Consider the following 768-nt stretch of genomic DNA (forward strand, 5'->3'; position numbering starts at 1 on the left):
GCATTTTGCGTTGGTGCTCACCGCGTCTGCCGCGGTGAGTTCTCGCAAGGAGCTTCAATTGGGCGTTGATGCCGCCTTCAAGACTGTTGGTGGTGGATTTGATCCGATGCGGCTTAAGCACACCTTTCGGGGGCTTGAGGTAGACAAACAGCAGGTCATTGCGCCACAGGTGGTTGAGGCTGTTGTAGGCCTTGCGCACGTTGATATGGGTCCATACGAGTTTGTCTTTCCCTGTTTTTGGGTCTTTGACCTTGGTTTTTTCGTTGAGCCAATCCTTGTAGAGCGTGTGGAACTCTTGCAGTTGTGCGCCCCATTGCGCTGCCTCGTCCAGGGTGGTGATGCGGGTGAGTTTCAGTGCGAGTTGGTAGATGGTGCGGCCAGCATCAGTGCGTGGTCGTGAGGTGGTGTAGCGGCGTACTCTGCGTTGGGCGTGCACGAGGCAGCGTTGGATTTTGGTGTTTGGCCAGCACGTTTTAATTGCGCTTGTGGCCCCTTGTCCACCGTCGATCACAGCGATCAGCGGTGCTTCGATGCGCTCGAGCAGGCATTTGTAGTCGTATGTGGTTTCTTGTTTGCACCAGTGCCAGGCGATGACGTGGTCGAGCGTTGCCGCCACGATCAGACAGCCGCCTGCGGTGTAGGTGCCGTCGATGAAGATTTGGTCGTAGACCCTGCCTGTGTGCTCGATGGTCGGGTCAGGCACGTCAACTAGCCAAAAGGTATCGAATTTGCGTTGCAGCGTACGTGTCGAGCAGCTCATGTTGCCGG

1 protein-coding gene is annotated in these 768 nt (G+C 56.4%); it reads right to left on the minus strand.

Translation table 11 applies throughout. The features are described from left to right. A partial coding sequence (locus HMPREF2736_RS02185) for an IS1249 family transposase (RefSeq protein ID WP_070828786.1) occupies positions 1-768 on the minus strand: 768 nt, incomplete at both ends.

This window comes from Corynebacterium sp. HMSC036E10, assembly GCF_001836265.1.
GTDB lineage: Bacteria > Actinomycetota > Actinomycetes > Mycobacteriales > Mycobacteriaceae > Corynebacterium > Corynebacterium coyleae.